Origin of the sequence: Planococcus daihaiensis, from assembly GCF_049262615.1 — a bacterium.
Taxonomy (GTDB): domain Bacteria; phylum Bacillota; class Bacilli; order Bacillales_A; family Planococcaceae; genus Planococcus.
Genome location: NZ_CP175504.1, coordinates 507,369 through 523,544 on the forward strand (window position 1 = coordinate 507,369; position 16,176 = coordinate 523,544).

Below are 16,176 nucleotides of genomic sequence, written 5' to 3' on the forward strand. Positions count from 1 at the left end.
TCCCTTGGATTTTTCAATCATCATCGTCGTCATCGTCATCCTGCTCAAATTTCAGGACTGTTCCATCAACGGCATTGATTTCAAGTTCGAATTCGGTTTTGCCGTTTTCAATTTCAAAGTCATAATAACGGAACCCGTCATCCGATTCCAACTCCATCTCTTCGACTACGCCTCCATTGGTTTTATCCAAAGCAATCCTGGTCGCTTCTTCAACAGAAATTAAATCATCTGTTGCTGTTTGCTGCTTCGGCTCTTGTTTGTCATCGTTCCCCTTTTTTATTGCAGCAGCTTCTCGGTCATCGTCATCATCGTGGCGTTCGCGGTCCTGCTCCAACACTTCTCCCGTAAACGCATCGATGTCAAAATCATATTCGTATTCCGCATCATGAATCTCCACTTCATACTCCTGTCTGCCATCGTCTTCACTCAACTCGATGTCGGTCACTGTCCCATCCGCAATGGCCAGTGCAATTGCAGAAGCTCTTTCAAAGCCGATCAATTCGTCTGGGGCCGGGTTGTCATTGGTCGCTGGAGCTGTGTTCGCCTCCGTAGCATTGGGCGCTGAGGGGCTTGGCCCACCGATTGAATCCGTATTCGCCAGGACAAGTCCACTAACCGCGAGGACGCCTGCAGCTGTTGCAATAACAATCTTTTTCTTCATGTTATTCTCCTCCTCTTATTCTTCTACCTTTATCATAGCCGCCGGTTCTGAGCAGATACTTAAGGCAAGATGAGAATTTGATGAGAAGTTCATGAAGATTTTCTCATTTTGGTTTTGTGTCCAGACTCCAGCCGCCCAGCTCTTCGGATCATAAGCTGGTCTAGCTATGCGGCAAAGGACGCCGCTCCGCTATTCCGTCTTATGCCTTTCAGAACTTAACGGGCGCTTTCGCTTTTCTTGTGTCAGTCATCCCAATCCACAGTCAAAGTTTCCCCGCGGATTGCGTGGATTTGTATGGTCGCTTCCTGGTCGGTGTCATCATTTTCGATTTCGACCAGATAATACCCTCCGTCCGCTGTTTCGATAAATTCGACTTCCTGCAACTCCCCGTCGAGCGTTTGTCTGGCGATCGCCACCGCTTCATCTCTTGTAATGATGCGCTCAGGTTCTGCAGCAGGTTCTTCTTCCGGTGGCTCGGCATCCGCAATTTCTTCTGTTGATATTTTTCTTACTTCTCCCGTTTCCGCTGAAATGGCAACGATGGCAAGTTGTGTTTCACCGGTGATTTCCACTTCATATTCATTCCGCTCTTTAGAGTAGACCGTTGCTGTAATCTCCCCTTCTGCTTCGGCTAGCGCAATGTCTTCGGCTTGCTGCTCAGTGAGATTGTTCGCGGGTCCAGTTTGTTCAATCAGTTCCAGCGACTCCACTTCGCCCGAATTTTGGTCGACCGCTGCACGATACCGTCCCTGAGAATTAGTGAATTCTACCATGATAAGATCTCCGGACAGGGTGGCTGAATCCGCTTCCCCGCCATATAAACTGATGACTTTTTCTGTCGCCTCCGCTTCATCAAACATGTGATTTGTATCCAAAGATTGGATTAAAAAAAATACAGCCGCAATTACCAAAACGACAGATGCAATGCTGATTGCAATCCATTTTTTCATGAAGATCCCTCCTCATCTGATTTTAGATCAACAACATTAAAATCTGATGAGAATTTGATGGTAACCGTCGTCCCCAGTGCTTCAATGCTGTCGATTTCCAGCTTCAGTTTTAATGACTCGGCCAATTGGCTTGCCAATGCCAGCCCAAGGCCGAAGCCTCCTGTGCCCCGGTTCCGCGCTTTGTCCACACGATAAAATCGATCGAATACCAATGGCAGGGATTCTTTTGGTATGCCCTCTCCGTAATCCCTGATTTGAACAATTGCCGTATCATCCATTTTCACAGAAATTTCGATACGGTCTGAGCTGTATTTCCGTGCGTTATCGAGAAGAATGTAGAGCAATTGCTTTAATTTCGCTGAATCAGTCCAAACATAAAGCGGCCGATCTTCCGCATCGAAGATAAATTCACGCTCATAGGAACGGTTCAACGCTGCCGTTGTTTCCGCTAAAAGTGCTGTTAACTCTATCTCTTCAATATGGGGTTTGGTTTCATTGCGCCGCGCAATCAACAAGAGCTGCTCGATCATTGCCGTCATCCGGTTCGTTTCGGATTGGATCGCTGTGATGCTTTCCTCGGCAACTTCTCGATTGTCCATTCCCTGGCGTTCCAGCAGCTTTGCATAGCTGCCAATAATGGTCAATGGCGTTTTCAGCTCATGGGATGCATTGGAAACAAACTCCTCCTGTTTCAAATAATTATCTTCGAGCAGCGCCATCATTTCGTTGAACGTCATCCCCATCTGGTTTAGTTCGTCATGGGATTGATCGGAGATGGGCAGTTTTTGAAAGCGACCATTCCGCTGAATGTTTCTCATCGTGGCGGTCAAAGCGGTTATCGGTTTCGTTACGATTCCGGCAAGCACTGCTCCTGAAATAATGACAGGAATCATGGCCAACACAACCGCAACTGCCAGGACCAGCCTTAACGTATTCAAGTTGCCGGTTACTTCACGAAGCGATTTTGCAATGAGCAGTTCTGCAACTGTTCCATCTGGCCAGATGATTGGGGTTGTCGTATAAGCAAAGCGTTCACCGTCCACCTGCACCGTTCCCGAACTATCGTCGATCTGATCCGGAAATTGAGCTGTGACTTCCGGTGACTGAATCAGGTTCAGCTGGTTTCCTTCTGGGCCGGTCACTTTTATCAAACCCAGAACAGGCACATACCCTCGCAACAAATCAGATGGATTCGCAACAGGATTGGCGTTGTAAGCAACAAGCAGCGCTTCTGCAGCAGCATCCAATTCATCGACTTCTGTGGAATAAGCCAATGAGCTGAAAGAATAATAAATAACCACGGTTAGAATCACCAGAATCACCAATGTCAGCAAAGTCGAATAAATATGAATCCTATTTCGCAGTTTCATTGTGCTGCTCCTTTAATACATAGCCCACACCACGAACCGTTTGAATATAAGTTGTCTCTTCACCCGCATCCACTTTTTTCCGCAAATAGCGGATGTAAACATCGATGACATTGGTGTCGCCGTAATAATCATAGCCCCACACGGCATTTAACACCTGCTCTCGGGTCAGCACTTGCTTCGGGTGCTTCATCAGAAACAGCAGCAGATCGAATTCCCTCGGAGTCAATTCTATTTGCCGGCCCCCTCTACTGACGGAGCGCGTCACTTCATCCAGTTCAAGCTCTTTGAAATGATGGCTGTCAGAATTCCCGCTGCTGCGCAGACGCAGATTTGCACGTATCCTTGCCAGCAGTTCTTCGATTTCAAATGGTTTTGTAATGTAATCATTCGCGCCGAGATCAAGCCCGGCCACTTTATCCTTCACATCATTTTTTGCGGTCAGCAGGATCACCGGCAATGTTTCATCCGATGAACGAATGCGCTTCAATACATCCAGTCCGTGGATTTCCGGCAGCATCAAATCAAGCAGCACAAGATCCCACTCTTCCTCCCTGAATTGGATCAGCCCTTCCGAACCGGTATAGGCTACACCCGTTTCATAACCTTCAAATTTCAGTTCCAACTCCAAAACCCGGGCGATGTTCTTTTCATCTTCAATTATTAATATCCGATCAGCCATCCCTATCACCTCTTATCTTAATATTAGCAGTAGATAAAAGAAAAAAAGCGACCCGCAGGCCGCTTATTTCAATAATCCTTTAACGTATTTCACTTTGTTTTTATAGGGTGGAAAAGCGACGTTTGTGGAGATTTTCGTCGATTTTTTCAGGATTGATTTGGCATGTGTGAAAGCTTCAAAACTCCACTTGCCGTGATACGAGTTCATGCCTGATGGCCCCACTCCGCCGAAGGGCAAGTTAGCATTGACGATATGGGATATCGTATCGTTGATGCAGCCTCCGCCAAATGGCAATTCTTCAAGGAAAAAGTCAGTTGCCCGCTCGTTTTCCGAGAACATGTAGGCAGACAACGGTTTAGGCAGCTGGCGAATCTGGCGCAGAAGAAGCGGCAAGTCCTGATACGTGATAATCGGCAAAATCGGACCGAAAATTTCATCTTCCATGGAAGGATTGTTCCAGGAAATATTATCCAGAACAGTCGGTTCGATATAAAGATTTGAACGATCCGTCTTTCCGCCGTAAATGATATGGGCTGATTCTTTTTCGATAATTTCAGCCAATCGGTCGAAATGGGATGTCGATACGATTCGCCCATAATCCGGGCTTGCTTGCGCATTTTTGCCATAGAAGCTGCTGATGGTTTTCGTTAATTTCTTCATAAATTCATCTTTAACGGACTCATGGACACAGACATAATCAGGTGCTACACAGGTTTGGCCTGTATTCATCAGTTTGCCCCAGGCAATCCGTTTCGCCGCCAGATCAAGATCCGCAGTTTGGTCAACGATTGCCGGGCTTTTGCCGCCCAACTCCAAAGTGATTGGTGTCAACCTTTCCGAAGCCGCTTTCATGACGATTTTTCCGACTTTCACGCTGCCGGTAAAGAAAATATAATCGAATGACGCGTGGATCAATGCCGTCACTTCGTCGCGTTCTCCTTCGACAACCCTTACAAAATATGTAGGGAATGCTTCTTCAAGGACGATTCTCACAGCGCGTGCCACATGCGGTGTCGTTTCAGAAGGCTTGACGATGGCACAATTACCCCCCACGATGGCCCCGATCAATGGCTCCATCACCAATTGGAAAGGATAATTGAAGGGCCCAATGATCAAAACGGAACCGTACGGCTCACGGATAATAAAGCTTTTCGATGGCTGCAGATGCAAAGGCGTCTTAATTTTTTCCGGTTCCATCCAGTCATCAAGATTCTTTTGCATATTGCCGATGCTGTCGAGTACCAAGCCTATTTCCGTTGCATAAGCTTCAAATTCGCTTTTCCCCAAATCCCGTTCCAGTGCCTCAGTGACAACTTCTTCATTGGCAATAATGGCCTGCTTCAGATTTTCGAGTTGCGCTTTGCGAAAATCAGCAGAGCGGGTTGCCCCTGTATAATAGAAGTTCTTTTGTTCCTGAATCATTCTTTCAACATCATTGGCATTAAAATTCATGTAATAGCCTCCTGTAAATTTGGGTTATTCCTGGACTAAATGATCGATATGGCGCTGCACGCTCAATCCTTCTTCGAACGGCACCAACGCAGTCGATTTGGCTTTCATTTCTTCAAACAAGCTCGGCACTTCGGCAAAATCCGTAATCGCCACCCTGTCCCCTTGCCCTTCAGAGACGTAAAGCTGGGACCAATTCTCCAAAGTCAAAACACCGTCGCTTCCATAGATTTTAAATTGCAGCAGCTCTTTTTGTCCAACCCCACTGATTCCCGATACCAATAATGGGATGGTGTCGCTTGCTGTGCCGTGGGCAATCACACCGGTTTCACATAAATCCGGCTGGTCCGGATACGTGACCTGATGGGATGTAAATGAAATCTTTCCGAAAATCCGCTCGATCAATTGAAGATAATGGGGGAATATTTCGCGGATAAAGCCCCCTTCGAGCCGTGATCCGATCCACGGCGTTTGTTGCCACGGACGCGGCCAAACGGGAAATACTGTTTGCAATTCAACTCTTTTGATCGTGCCGATGCTGCCGTTTTTGGCGCGTTTGGCCATTTCGTGCACCGCAGCGCTATACATCAGCGGAAAATGCATCGCTGAACGGACACGATTTTCCGTTACCGCCTTGACCATCTCTTCTCCCGCTTCTGTATCATGGGCAAGCGGCTTTTCACTTAACACATTAATGCCGGCATCCGCAGCGAGTTTGGCCATTTCCGCGTGGGAAGCGGGCGGTGTTCCGATATAAATCCAGTCAGCTTTTGAGTAAAGGATTTCATCAAGGCTAGCGGCAATCGGCACTCCGTAATTCTTTTGCAGCTCCTGCAGCCTGCTTTCATTGCCATCAAATACTGCTACTATTTCAACGCCGTCCTCCTGCTGGATTTGCTTAATGATTCGTTCTCCAACAATGCCAGCACCTATAATACCAATCGAAATCATCAACAATCTCTCCCTATAAGGCCTAATGGCTTATTTTCATATCTGCTGTTTATAAGTGTAACCTTTAAGGGTATGGAATAGTCAAACAATTAACCCAGAAAATTTTAAAGGAGGAAGTTATTTATGAATGAATCTACGAATTGGTGGGAACCGATATTCAGCGGCCAATTGGAAATCGGCTTGAACAAAGAAAAGCTTGAAAATATAGAAGAGGAAGCCTTTCTTTATTTCGACCACCCTACTCAGGAACAGGAGTCCCAGCTTTAAGTGGATATAATTCCAATGTCCCGTCGGAATCCTACATAAAACGCCTTTTTCAATTGAGTTATTGAAAAAGGCGTTTTGCATTTCCTGTTCCCGCCAAATATAATGAGATCAAGAAAGAGGCGATCTTGATGAAACCATTACTAGCTATTCTTGTCACCTTGCTTTTATCGGGTTGCAACTTGACGGATTCTGTTGATACCGGTGGCAGCGACAGCCACGTGCCAGTCGAGGTCCTTTCTGTCATCGATGGCGATACGATCAGGATCTTATACGACGGCGAGGAAACGACTGTGCGGTATTTATTGATCGACACTCCTGAAACCAATCATCCCCGTTACGGCGAACAGCCTCTCGGCAAAGAAGCCACTGAAGAAAACCGGCGACTCCTCGAGTCGGGCGATGTATCGATTGAATTTGACGTCGGTGATCGTTTCGATGATTACAGCCGCCTGTTGGCATATATTTATGTGGACGGCGAAAGTGTTCAGCAACAGCTTCTGGAAACGGGCCATGCGCGAGTCGCCTATGTGTTCCCGCCCAATACCCGCTATCTGGATGACTTTGAAGCCGCAGAGCAACAGGCCAAAGAACAGCAAATCGGCGTTTGGGAATTTGACAATTACGCCACAGACCGCGGCTTTGACAGCGATGCAGTCGATGAAACGGAAAGCGGCAATCGTGCGCCCGAAACTAAGGATTGCGACATCAAAGGAAATATTAACCGCAGCGGCGACAAAATCTACCATATGCCCGGCAGCCATTCCTATGAACAAACAAATCCGGAAGAGTGGTTTTGTTCTGAACAGGAAGCCCGTGACAATGGCTTTAGAAGCGCTGGCCAATAGCCAGCTGGTAAAGTATATCTCAATAGAGAATTCTTTTCCCGAGTATTGACTTTTTTCAAGGGCGCGGTATAATTAAAACTGTCCTTGAAAAAAATGCGATTCCTTAGCTCAGCTGGGAGAGCGCTACCTTGACAGGGTAGAAAGTAATTCTGACAGAGTTTCATCATATAACGTTGATATACATACAATCACTTTGAGCAACATTTAAGTAGTGTTCACCTCAAAGTTTGACCTGTGCACTTCGGTCCTTCTGCTAAATTTCAGAAGAAACGGAGTGCTTTTTTATGTCCTTAAATTATTTCGAGGAGAAAGAAGTTGTCAAAAAGCGGCTACCTAGAAAACGTACCGAGGAACAAATTACTAAAAAGGAAACTTTTCGTCAGGCTTTTGAGCAATTTATTGATGTGAAAAAGAAACAAGGATTGCGAGCCAGCAGTCTCAATCAATTTGTCGTTGTGTATAAGAGCGTTGAAAACTATCATGCTGAATCTCACGACAAACCATTACAACTATCCAACATCACTACAGCTTTTTTATCCGACTGGATTTATTGGCAAAAGTATGTATGTATTCGTTATGGCGAGAATCGGTTTATACCAGAAAGTGCGAAAACTATAGGATTGTCCGACAGTACAATTGCCACAAGAATCAAACGCTTAAAAACTTTCATTAACTTTTGTATGAAGCATGATAAGTTTCAAAGAAATCCATTTGATAAAGTTGAAACGTTCAAACAAGACGCCACCGAAATTGAAATTTTAACTCGTGAAGAATTAGACGACCTTTTGAAAATATGCAAAAATCAATCCGAAAAAAGTTTTAAGAATTTCCGAGACTTGGTACTGTTACATATACTGATTGATACCATGTGTCGTATAAATGAAGCTTTGACGTTAAGCCCGAACGATATTGACCATACTAATAGAAGTATCATAATCCGTTCAACTAACGCTAAATCACGCAGGAGTCGTGTAATTCCGCTATCCAATAAAACGTATCGGTTAGTTGTGCAGCTGCTGTTAGAAAATGAAGCTTTTGACGGTGAAATTGATGATTTAATATTTTTATCTTTATCTGGGAGGAAATTAGACAATAACAATGTCTTACGGGATTTTCGGAAATTGGCAGTTGTAGCGGGAATCGAACGAAGATTTTTCCTCCATCAAATCAGACATAGTTCCGCAACCTTGTATTTGAGTTCGGGTGGAGATTTAGAAACATTGCGATTGATTCTTGGTCATGCTGATAATCGTACCACTTTAGTATATTTACATCTTGCTGATGTGACTGTAGCTAAAGCGCATAATGATTTCGGTTTCTTTGGCAATATAAATGCCACAGGTCGCAAACGAGATAACAAAAGGAAATGAAATCGAGGCTCCCATTTGCGGAGTCTCTTTGATTATTAATATTCAACATTATTATGGAATGAAAAATTGCCATAAAAAAAGGACGCCCACATTTCTGTGAGCGTTTTTATTTATGCTTTTTTGCGTATCCAAGGATTAGCAATGCCGTTACGTTCTAAATATCGTAAATTATCAGCTGCACTTCCCAGTACTGGAACTTCATTTGGCAACCCTTCTGTATAAGTTGCTGTTACACGATAGCCATAAAATCCATAGGCACGTGCTCCACCAAACTGTGAAGCATTAGGAAAATCACCAAAAGCGTTTCCTAATCCATATGCTTGTAAAACATCAATGCCATAATAATTGATGGTTGCATCTGCATACCGAGCCAACCAATAAACGCCAGGTTGTAATGTGATTTCAGGAATCGCTCCTGAAATAAATGCAAATTGGCCAGGTGCAGGTTCGGTTGTTGGATTTGCGACAAGTGCTGTTTGGGCAAGCAATTGATATGGCATGTCATTGGCATTAGAATTATACAATCCCATTCTTGTAGCAGTTCCTCCGATATTGCTGGCATATGGGATACCAATTCGGTCATACGTTGTTGGCTGAGTAACGATGAATGGGAACAAATCCATATTTTTTATTCCTGCATTTACAGATGTCATTAACAATTGAGGATTGCCCATCGGACTGTTTGTAGCATATGTGCCAGGCGATTGAAATGTAGCAAATGTAGTGAATTTATTAAACCGATTGTTAATATCATCAATTGTCTGTGATTCCCCAATAACTTGTGTGAAATCTGCTGTGATGTTATATTCCGCACCTTGCTGATTTTTAAATACGACTACTCCATAAGCAGGTTGAATGTCATATTCTGTTTCAGGAACAACCAAACCATTTCTTTTAATCACAGGTGCTGGATTTATGAGCCAGTTACGTGAAGTTCCTTCGTAAATAACATGGTGTAAAGTAGGGTCATCCTGGTCTGTAACTGCGACCAATTTATGATTTGTTTTTTCAACCGTTTTCATATCCAATACTTGTTCGACTTTATTAACTGCATGCTGAAGTCCTGAAATATGAGCTGACAGAATATCCTCACTGTTTAAATCTTGAAATTGATTAATTGCCATTATAATTCCTCCGTTTTTTTATAGTATCAGTATTATATTGATTTCCTTAAATTTGTAAGGAAACTTCTAAAGATTTTTCAAAAACTATTGCTAAACATAATAAAAAGCCTCACTACTTTAAGTGAGACTTGATAACTCTTATATAGTAAAACTTCTATTTTATTAGATTAATTCAGCATTTCTTCTTTTACAGAAAAAGCTTCAAGCACCATAACATCTTTTAATTTTTCAACTTCTTGTTTTGTTTTTTCAATTGTTGCTTCTAATTCAGCTCTCACATTCATAAGTTGATTTATTTTATCAACGATTTGATTCTGTTCATTTAATGGTGGCAAAAGAAATGGCAAAGAATTTAATATTTTTTGTGTAAGAAAAATCCTCGTACTACCTTTACATAACTCGTTTAATTTCTCTAATAGGTGCGTACTTTTAAACAAATAACAGAAGTAGTAAGGGTTTATTATCTCTTTGTTTAAAGATATTTTCATTAAATTTGTAGAAATTATACCCTTTTTAACATCAGGTGGTAAAACACATAATTCACCGACAGTTCCAGAGCGAGAGATGATAATATCTCCTGATTCAACAGAAAAAGATTCAAGCTCTTTTGCTTTGTTTTCGCTTATAAATATCTTATTTGAGTAAGAAAATACACCATTCTTACCTATGCTTTCTATCCCCCATACAGGTATACCTGCAAACTGATGTTCAGATTTGGATAGTGAAGAACCAAAAGGGCCAGTTCTTATATCTTTCTTAGAATTTATTAATTGACTAATATTTACTACATTCCAATGTGGCGGAAAATCTTTTTCACCTCTATTTGAATTTTCGTTTGATATATAGTCCATTGAGTATTGACTATCATTTCTATTATTCATTCTTCCCTTTATGGCGTCAGTAACAATTATTTCTTTTATGTTTTCGATTTTCTTTTTTTGCAATTTTAATTCTTCTTTAATTTCGTTAAACTTTCTATTGGTTTCACCATACCATGTAACAAATTTCTTTTGGTCAGTCATATCAGGTAAATTAATTTCAAAAGATAAAAACTTCTTTTCGTCTAAATATTGTCTATTAGTAGTACCTGAGCTTGCTTTCGAACATATGTCAATGAAATATTTAGAAGATACAAAAGTGTTAAACCAATCAATATCTAAAAGAGCACTATTCACTTCGAATGTCCAAAAATTACCAGTAATAATTGCACCATCTAAGTCTTCCGAAACTATTCCAAATGCTCCGTTTCTCGCATCAATTTTCGATAATAAAAATTGACCTTTTCTTACAAAAAATTGTTTTTTCGTACCAATCCTATTTCCATATTCTACATCTCTTTTTAATATCCCTTGATTTTTACTGCGGATTGTAATTCTTTTATATTCTTCTTCTTCTTTTAAAACAACAGGCTCTTTTACACGTATTAATATTTCACCAATTTTAATTTTTTTCATTGTTAATCTCCTGCTTTAGAGAATCAAGCAATTCTAAGACTTTTGAGTAGGATGTATATACTTCATTTATTATTTCCTTTGCTGATAAGTTTTCACTCTCTAGGATTGTGCTTGGATTATTTAAGTCTAAATTATAATTTAATTCTTTTATATGTTCTGCTGATATTTTCCAAGCATAATCATTTTCTCTTCTATTATTCCACCACTCACGTTCTATATGAAATTCTTCTAAGCGAATTGGCTTAGTTTTAGTATAATTTTTATATCCATTAGGCAATGGGTGTTCAAAATACCAGACATCTTTCGTTGAACTTTCTTTGTCGAAAAATAATAAATTTGTTTTTATATCTGTATAAGGTGCAAAGACCCCTTTTGGCAATCGAATAATTGTATGAAGATTAAATTCTTTCAAAAGTTTTTCTTTAATGTTTCTTTTAACTCCTTCAGTACCAAACAAAAATCCATCTGGAAGGACTACCCCAGCTTTACCATTCTCTTTTAAACGCTCCATCATCATTATCAGAAACAAATCTGCTGTCTCAGAAGTTTGAAATTCTTTTTTGAAATTCATTTGGATTGATTTTTCTTCAATTCCGCCAAATGGGGGATTCATACCAATCTTATCCACTTTCTGCTCTTCAGAAATATCACGAGTATCAATTTCCAATGAGTTGTCTCGTTTAATATTAGGAGCATCTACGCCATGAAGTACTAAATTAGTAATAGCAAGTAAATGTGGCATAGGTTTCTTTTCAATTCCAATGATTCCATTGAAAACTGCTTCTTCTCCACCAGTTCGTTTGTATTCTGGTTGCTTTTTCATGTGTTCCAATGCACAAGTCAAGAATCCCCCTGTACCACATGCAAAATCAGCAAATTTCTCTCCAACTTTTGGGTCTAGCATTTCTACAATAAATTCGGTTACAGCTCGTGGTGTATAATATTCACCGCTAGTCCCTGCGCTTTGCAAATCTTTCAAGATATTTTCATAAATATCATTGAACGTATGACGTTCTTCATAAGAGCCAAAGTCTATTTTGTCCAAAACATTAATAACTTGTCGAATTAAAGTGCCATTTTTCATATAATTATAAGCATCTTCAAAAACATATTTAACAAGAGCTGCTCGTGCATCTGTTTGCTCATCTATTTCGAGTTCTTTTAATGTAGGGAATAATTTTTCATTTATAAATTCTACCAATTCGTTTCCTGTCATAGCTTGACCAGTTTCATCTGCTTTAGCCCAATTACGCCATTTTAATTCTTCAGGAACTATTGAAACGAAACCCTCCTCAAATACTTCCCATTCTTCTTCTTCTTTTGAGTCGTACACTTTCAAAAAAAGCATCCATACTAATTGAGAAATACGTTGAGCATCTCCATCAACACCTGGGTCTTGCCTCATAATATCTTGAATTGATTTAACAAAATTTGAAATTGTCATCTATGTATTACCTCCTAAGTAGTACTCAAAGTATAGCACAATAACAAAATAAATTAGCCAATAAAAAAGGAGCACATTATGACTTCTAATGTACTCCCACCTACTTTCAGCTTATGTCATAAAGCTCTTTTTCTAATTCTTTAATGGCTTTTTTCCAACCAGTTCTTCCACCAAAAGCTTTGATAATTTCTTTGGGTTTTCCAATTTGCTGATATGGTTCAAGTCGGAGAACTTTAGCATCTTCTAGATTATAAATTCCTTCACTCGTATATTTTTCCAATAGATTTTCAAGCACTTTTTTAGCTATTTCAGAGTACTTTTCAAAATAATTTTTCTTTTTAACATTATTGGCTCGTTCAGCTCTCGTTAATGGTTTCATGTCATATGCTATATGACAAATCAAATCAAAATCATCAACATCATTTAATCCTGTTTCTTCTCTTAAAGCCTCTAGTATTACACCTTGTTCAGAAAGCTCTTGAATAATAGCTTCTTTATGTTCTTCTTCGTTCCATCGGGTAAGAAACTCCTTTAAATCAGCAAATTCTTCTTTAATATTACGCTTTGAAAAATCCTTCAATGATTCAGTGACGAGTTTGCCATCTTTATCATAATATTGCACACGCTCATGTATTAAAATCACTTCAACGTCATTGACGTAAATCTTTCTTCTTGGGTCTTTTTCTCCTCCATCAGAACCGCCATTTCCATCGCTATCACCACCGTTACCTTTATCTCCACCACCAGTCCCGCCATCATCGGGTTCAGGTTCAACTGGAATAGGGTCGCCATCAAACTCAGGGTCAGCAAACTTTTGAGAAACATCTCGAAAATCCAATAAATTAAAATAATACTTATCGTGATTTTCATTTATTCTTGTTCCTCGACCTAATATTTGCTTAAATTCAATCATGGATTCAATACGAGTATCAATGGCAACAATTTTACACGTTTTTGCATCTACTCCTGTGGTCAGCAACTTTGAAGTCGTAACGATAGTTGGATATTTACTTTTGGGGTCTATGAAGTTATCAAGCTGCGCTTTTCCTTCATTATCGTCTCCTGTAATTTTCATAACATATCTGGAATCTTCTTTAACGAGGTCACTGTTTTCATTTACTAACGCTTGTCTCATTCGTTCAGCGTGTTCAATATCAATGCAGAATACAATCGTTTTCATAAACCTGTCATTTTTCTTAAGGAAATCAGATATGACTTTGGCAACTAGTTCGGTTCTTTTTTCTAAAACTAAATTAGTATCATAATCAAGCGTATTATATATGCGGTCTTCAATGAGGTTTCCTGCTTTGTCCAACTGACCTTTTTTCGGTCTGAATCCCATCAAATCTTTATCCAATCCATATCGGAAGACTTTATACGGTGCTAGAAAGCCATCTTCAATGCCTTCTTTTAAGGAATACGTATAAACTGGCTCTCCGAAATAACCAATATTTGATACTTTATTGGTTTCCTTAGGTGTAGCTGTCATACCAATTTGAACAGCGTCTGTGAAATAGCTTAGAATTTCTCTCCACTGTGAATCTTCTTTTGCAGAGCCTCTGTGACACTCGTCAATTACAATTAAATCGAAAAAAGATGGCGGTAAAGATTTGAATATCTTGTCCTTCTCTTCAGGTCCTGTAATTGCTTGATACAAGCCAAGGTAAACTTCATAACTTGTATCAATTTTACGATTTTTAATTTTTGTCATTACAGATTTGAACGGCTTAAAATCCTGATTCTGTGTTTGTTCAATTAAAATGTTTCTATCCGCTAAAAATAATATGCGTTTAGCTTTTCTGGCTTTCCACAATCGGTAAATGATTTGAAAAGCTGTATAAGTCTTGCCAGTTCCGGTTGCCATTACTAACAGCGCTCTATCTTGACCTTTAGCAATTGCAGCTATAGTTTCGTTGATTGCGTTCATTTGATAATAACGGGGAGTTTTTTCTCCCAACTGAAAGTAATATGGTTCTGTAATTAGCTCTTCTTCTTCATTATCAATTTCATTATATGCTTTGTATCGGTCCCATAACTGTTCAGGACTAGGAAATTCACTCATTGAAATCTCACGTTCAATTCCTGTATAGCTATCATGCTCAAGAAATCCATCGCCATTTGACGAATAAACAAAAGGAACTTTTAACATTTCTCCATACCCAATAGCTTGCTGAATGCCATGGCCTACAGAAAATTTGTTATCCTTTGCTTCAACAATAGCTATAGGCATGTTTGGTTTATGGAACAAAACATAATCCGCTCTCTTTTTGCTTCCTCTTGTAACAAGACTTGCTCGTACAATAATTCGACCATCAGTTATTTGATATTCTTCACGAATTTGCTTATGTATATCCCAGCCCGCATTAACCATAGCTGGAGTAATATATTTTGTACATATATCCCGTTCTGACATTTGGAGTTTATTCATAAGAAAAGCCACCTCCCGAAAGTACTATAAAATTCTAGTTATTTCATTTAATTTTAGCATATTATATACCTAATGTATTCAAAATAATGGAAATACATTAGTAGAAGTAATTTACTGTAGAACTTCAAATTAAATCGCTAAGTTCAGTGGCTTATTACAAATGAAGCTACTCATCATCTTCTTCTAATAAAGCGAGCAATGGATTAATAGTTTGACTTTCATTATTCATTTGATGAAGTTTTTTCTCTTCAAGCATAATTTTTGCTAAGTCGTTTGCTAATGATAGTCGAGCATTTAGCGGAATACAAAGCTGCTTCATGGAGTCATTTATTTTCCTGTCTATTTTGTCGAGCCTAATTAAGTAACGCTCACATTCATCATCAGTAACATCAAGTGCCGCTAGTTGAGTTTCATTTATATGCTTGAGATGCAGGTTAAAGGACAACGTTGATAAAGCTATGCTGTCAGCTTCCGTGAAATGGTCGTTATATTTTTTAACTCGATTGAATAATTTTTTCATCGGAGGATTGTTTCTAATTATTTCGCTTGGTTTGGGAGCAGTCGCATTAGTTACAACCAACTCTTCAGCTTGTTTCCGAGCTGCTATTTGAGCTTTACTTAAGTTTCTACGAGTATTTGCTAATAATTTTTCTTGTGCCATATGTCAAATCCTTTCTGCTGGGAATGGTTTTTTTTCTTACCGCCTTCACCCTAGTCTCTTCTCCCTATAACAATTTTTTAGTAAACATAGGGGGCTTCAATCAATATTAAAAGCCAGTATCAAATTACAATACTGGCTCCCATACATCCTCTTTATATTCCCACTCAAAATCTAACTCTTCTTTAATGCCCAAATGTGTATTGCATGATTGACACAAAGTTATTAAATTACTTCTCTCAAGCTTCAATTCATCGTATTTAACACGTGGTTTAATATGATGTACCTGAAGATTACGGGTCTCAACAAAGTTAAACTTTATTAAACATCGCTGACATGTACCGCCATCTTCTTTAATTACTTTCAGTCTTAACTTCTTCCACTTAGTCGAGTTAAAGAACTTCTTTTCTTCTGGCTTTTGTTCAGCTCTGTATTTATTTCTAGCCTTACTTGCAAGCGCTTTACAAGAGCATGTTTCCTTCTCAGGTATAATTTTACCGCATCTACAAAACTTCATCCTTGGCAT

Annotated in this window: 15 protein-coding genes; 3 read left to right on the forward strand and 12 right to left on the reverse strand. The window is 39.8% G+C overall.

The genetic code is table 11. From position 1 onward, the window contains the following. Window positions 1-13 precede the first annotated feature (13 nt). The 6 genes from DHX103_RS02485 to DHX103_RS02510 all read right to left on the reverse strand — a co-directional run bounded on the left by DHX103_RS02485 (window position 14) and on the right by DHX103_RS02510 (window position 6,060). Window positions 14-661: a PepSY domain-containing protein gene (locus DHX103_RS02485; RefSeq protein ID WP_422123696.1), complete on the reverse strand. Its 648-nt coding sequence runs from the start codon at window positions 659-661 to the stop codon at window positions 14-16. 242 nt (window positions 662-903) lie between these two features. Next, window positions 904-1,611, reverse strand: a complete 708-nt coding sequence (locus DHX103_RS02490) for a PepSY domain-containing protein (protein WP_422123697.1) — start codon at window positions 1,609-1,611, stop codon at window positions 904-906. Beyond that, window positions 1,608-2,981, reverse strand: a complete 1,374-nt coding sequence (locus DHX103_RS02495) for a HAMP domain-containing sensor histidine kinase (protein WP_422123698.1) — start codon at window positions 2,979-2,981, stop codon at window positions 1,608-1,610. The genes DHX103_RS02490 and DHX103_RS02495 overlap by 4 nt, the downstream gene beginning before the upstream one ends. Continuing rightward, entirely contained in the window at window positions 2,965-3,660 is a 696-nt protein-coding gene (locus tag DHX103_RS02500) for a response regulator transcription factor (protein ID WP_422123699.1), read from the reverse strand. Before DHX103_RS02500 ends, DHX103_RS02495 begins: the two co-directional genes overlap by 17 nt. Before the next feature lie 63 nt (window positions 3,661-3,723). Further along, on the reverse strand, window positions 3,724-5,112 hold the full coding sequence (locus tag DHX103_RS02505; RefSeq protein WP_422123700.1) for an aldehyde dehydrogenase: 1,389 nt from the start codon (window positions 5,110-5,112) through the stop codon (window positions 3,724-3,726). A 24-nt stretch (window positions 5,113-5,136) separates the two neighbouring features. Next, a complete protein-coding gene (locus DHX103_RS02510) occupies window positions 5,137-6,060 on the reverse strand; it encodes a Gfo/Idh/MocA family protein (protein WP_422123701.1) in 924 nt (307 codons plus the stop codon). Window positions 6,061-6,183: 123 nt separating this feature from the next. Here DHX103_RS02510 and DHX103_RS02515 point away from each other — a divergent pair, with 123 nt between their 5' ends. From DHX103_RS02515 to DHX103_RS02525, 3 genes are all read left to right on the forward strand, one after another. Further along, window positions 6,184-6,327 (forward strand): hypothetical protein, encoded by a 144-nt coding sequence (locus DHX103_RS02515; RefSeq protein WP_422123702.1) that lies wholly within the window; start codon window positions 6,184-6,186, stop codon window positions 6,325-6,327. A gap of 128 nt (window positions 6,328-6,455) precedes the next feature. Beyond that, window positions 6,456-7,172, forward strand: coding sequence for a thermonuclease family protein (locus DHX103_RS02520; RefSeq protein ID WP_422123703.1), 717 nt, complete (start codon window positions 6,456-6,458; stop codon window positions 7,170-7,172). Between the two features lie 284 nt (window positions 7,173-7,456). Next, on the forward strand, window positions 7,457-8,542 hold the full coding sequence (locus DHX103_RS02525; RefSeq protein WP_422123704.1) for a tyrosine-type recombinase/integrase: 1,086 nt from the start codon (window positions 7,457-7,459) through the stop codon (window positions 8,540-8,542). Window positions 8,543-8,652: 110 nt separating this feature from the next. Here DHX103_RS02525 and DHX103_RS02530 read toward each other — a convergent pair whose 3' ends face one another. The 6 genes from DHX103_RS02530 to DHX103_RS02555 all read right to left on the reverse strand — a co-directional run bounded on the left by DHX103_RS02530 (window position 8,653) and on the right by DHX103_RS02555 (window position 16,176). Beyond that, window positions 8,653-9,666, reverse strand: coding sequence for a hypothetical protein (locus DHX103_RS02530; RefSeq protein ID WP_422123705.1), 1,014 nt, complete (start codon window positions 9,664-9,666; stop codon window positions 8,653-8,655). A gap of 167 nt (window positions 9,667-9,833) precedes the next feature. Continuing rightward, on the reverse strand, window positions 9,834-11,120 hold the full coding sequence (locus DHX103_RS02535) for a restriction endonuclease subunit S (RefSeq protein ID WP_422123706.1): 1,287 nt from the start codon (window positions 11,118-11,120) through the stop codon (window positions 9,834-9,836). Continuing rightward, the gene (locus DHX103_RS02540) at window positions 11,107-12,564 is read right to left on the reverse strand and encodes an N-6 DNA methylase (RefSeq protein ID WP_422123707.1); all 1,458 of its coding nucleotides are present in this window, start codon (window positions 12,562-12,564) and stop codon (window positions 11,107-11,109) included. Before DHX103_RS02540 ends, DHX103_RS02535 begins: the two co-directional genes overlap by 14 nt. A 106-nt stretch (window positions 12,565-12,670) precedes the next feature. Continuing rightward, on the reverse strand, window positions 12,671-14,992 hold the full coding sequence (gene hsdR, locus DHX103_RS02545) for an EcoAI/FtnUII family type I restriction enzme subunit R (RefSeq protein ID WP_422123708.1): 2,322 nt from the start codon (window positions 14,990-14,992) through the stop codon (window positions 12,671-12,673). Window positions 14,993-15,158: 166 nt separating this feature from the next. Next, window positions 15,159-15,653 (reverse strand): hypothetical protein, encoded by a 495-nt coding sequence (locus DHX103_RS02550; RefSeq protein ID WP_422123709.1) that lies wholly within the window; start codon window positions 15,651-15,653, stop codon window positions 15,159-15,161. Between the two features lie 124 nt (window positions 15,654-15,777). Continuing rightward, window positions 15,778-16,176 (reverse strand): HNH endonuclease, encoded by a 399-nt coding sequence (locus DHX103_RS02555; protein ID WP_422123710.1) that lies wholly within the window; start codon window positions 16,174-16,176, stop codon window positions 15,778-15,780.

Bases quoted from the DNA above. Each gene is read 5' to 3' on its own strand.
- DHX103_RS02485 (WP_422123696.1), bottom strand. From the start codon at position 661: ATGAAGAAAAAGATTGTTATTGCAACAGCTGCAGGCGTCCTCGCGGTT.
- DHX103_RS02490 (WP_422123697.1), bottom strand. From the start codon at position 1,611: ATGAAAAAATGGATTGCAATCAGCATTGCATCTGTCGTTTTGGTAATT.
- DHX103_RS02495 (WP_422123698.1), bottom strand. From the start codon at position 2,981: ATGAAACTGCGAAATAGGATTCATATTTATTCGACTTTGCTGACATTG.
- DHX103_RS02500 (WP_422123699.1), bottom strand. From the start codon at position 3,660: ATGGCTGATCGGATATTAATAATTGAAGATGAAAAGAACATCGCCCGG.
- DHX103_RS02505 (WP_422123700.1), bottom strand. From the start codon at position 5,112: ATGAATTTTAATGCCAATGATGTTGAAAGAATGATTCAGGAACAAAAG.
- DHX103_RS02510 (WP_422123701.1), bottom strand. From the start codon at position 6,060: ATGATTTCGATTGGTATTATAGGTGCTGGCATTGTTGGAGAACGAATC.
- DHX103_RS02515 (WP_422123702.1), top strand. From the start codon at position 6,184: ATGAATGAATCTACGAATTGGTGGGAACCGATATTCAGCGGCCAATTG.
- DHX103_RS02520 (WP_422123703.1), top strand. From the start codon at position 6,456: ATGAAACCATTACTAGCTATTCTTGTCACCTTGCTTTTATCGGGTTGC.
- DHX103_RS02525 (WP_422123704.1), top strand. From the start codon at position 7,457: ATGTCCTTAAATTATTTCGAGGAGAAAGAAGTTGTCAAAAAGCGGCTA.
- DHX103_RS02530 (WP_422123705.1), bottom strand. From the start codon at position 9,666: ATGGCAATTAATCAATTTCAAGATTTAAACAGTGAGGATATTCTGTCA.
- DHX103_RS02535 (WP_422123706.1), bottom strand. From the start codon at position 11,120: ATGAAAAAAATTAAAATTGGTGAAATATTAATACGTGTAAAAGAGCCT.
- DHX103_RS02540 (WP_422123707.1), bottom strand. From the start codon at position 12,564: ATGACAATTTCAAATTTTGTTAAATCAATTCAAGATATTATGAGGCAA.
- hsdR (WP_422123708.1), bottom strand. From the start codon at position 14,992: ATGAATAAACTCCAAATGTCAGAACGGGATATATGTACAAAATATATT.
- DHX103_RS02550 (WP_422123709.1), bottom strand. From the start codon at position 15,653: ATGGCACAAGAAAAATTATTAGCAAATACTCGTAGAAACTTAAGTAAA.
- DHX103_RS02555 (WP_422123710.1), bottom strand. From the start codon at position 16,176: ATGCCAAGGATGAAGTTTTGTAGATGCGGTAAAATTATACCTGAGAAG.